This window comes from Pedococcus sp. P1_H8 (assembly GCF_056405175.1).
On the sequence record NZ_JBFUCP010000381.1, the window covers coordinates 1 to 390 of the forward strand.

The 390-nt window shown below is 52.1% G+C and carries 1 rRNA gene; it reads right to left on the bottom strand.

The features are described from left to right. Positions 1 to 390: ribosomal RNA gene (locus tag AC1DYG_RS20465) — 23S ribosomal RNA — on the bottom strand; the annotation flags it as partial.

Below are 390 nucleotides of genomic sequence, written 5' to 3' on the forward strand. Positions count from 1 at the left end.
GGTTAGAGGTCCAATACGATCAGAGTGGTATTTCAACAACGACTCCACGAACACTGGCGTGCCCGCTTCACAGTCTCCCACCTATCCTACACAAACCGAACCGAACACCAATACCAAGCTATAGTGAAGGTCCCGGGGTCTTTTCGTCCTGCCGCGCGTAACGAGCATCTTTACTCGTAATGCAATTTCGCCGAGTCTATGGTTGAGACAGCTGAGAAGTCGTTACGCCATTCGTGCAGGTCGGAACTTACCCGACAAGGAATTTCGCTACCTTAGGATGGTTATAGTTACCACCGCCGTTTACTGGGGCTTAAATTCTCAGCTTCGCCCCGAAGGGCTAACCGGTCCTCTTAACCTTCCAGCACCGGGCAGGCGTCAGTCCGTATACAT